A 557-nucleotide genomic window follows, 5' to 3' on the forward strand; every position below is an offset into this window, starting at 1 on the left:
TGTAGCCGCCATGCCAAAGAGGGTGAAAATTGCATGTATTCGCGATCAATATTATTAATATTGTCCGCTGTTTGTGTTTTCTTGATATGACGTATTGATAGTGAGTGACATTGTATCACTTAGGTCTCTGCGCCAGTTTAAACTTATTCTATCCTGCTCATTTACAACACCTTCACCTGATGGATTGAGTGAACGGCCCAAAGTAAAAGTCACATTATTACTTTCACCTTCATACACAGATGAAAAACTAAATAACGAGCCAGAGCTTTCATCTGTAAGGGTTGGCCCCACTATCGGGGTAATTTCATTTTCTAATGTGCGATAACCAACTTGTCCCGAAAGAGACCATTTTTCACTTAACAGATAACTACTCGTCACCGCAAAATTATATGTATCGTATTCAGACCGCTGATTACCACTGGATTTATAATTTGCATAAGTTAAAGCGAGACCACCAGTTAATCGCTCAGTTATCGAATGTTGCCAACCTGCTGTTATTGAATGTGTTTTGTTATCGTTAAAACTTGTTCCGTAGCGAATTTTGACTCGAGTCTGAA

Annotated in this window: 1 protein-coding gene; it reads right to left on the reverse strand. The window is 38.8% G+C overall.

The features are described from left to right. Positions 1-54: 54 nt before the first annotated feature. Positions 55-557 (reverse strand): autotransporter domain-containing protein (locus A9E74_RS14450; protein ID WP_176718952.1); only part of this gene is annotated, 503 nt, incomplete at its 5' end.

Origin of the sequence: Methylophaga muralis (genome assembly GCF_001720165.1) — a bacterium.
GTDB classification, from domain to species: domain Bacteria; phylum Pseudomonadota; class Gammaproteobacteria; order Nitrosococcales; family Methylophagaceae; genus Methylophaga; species Methylophaga muralis.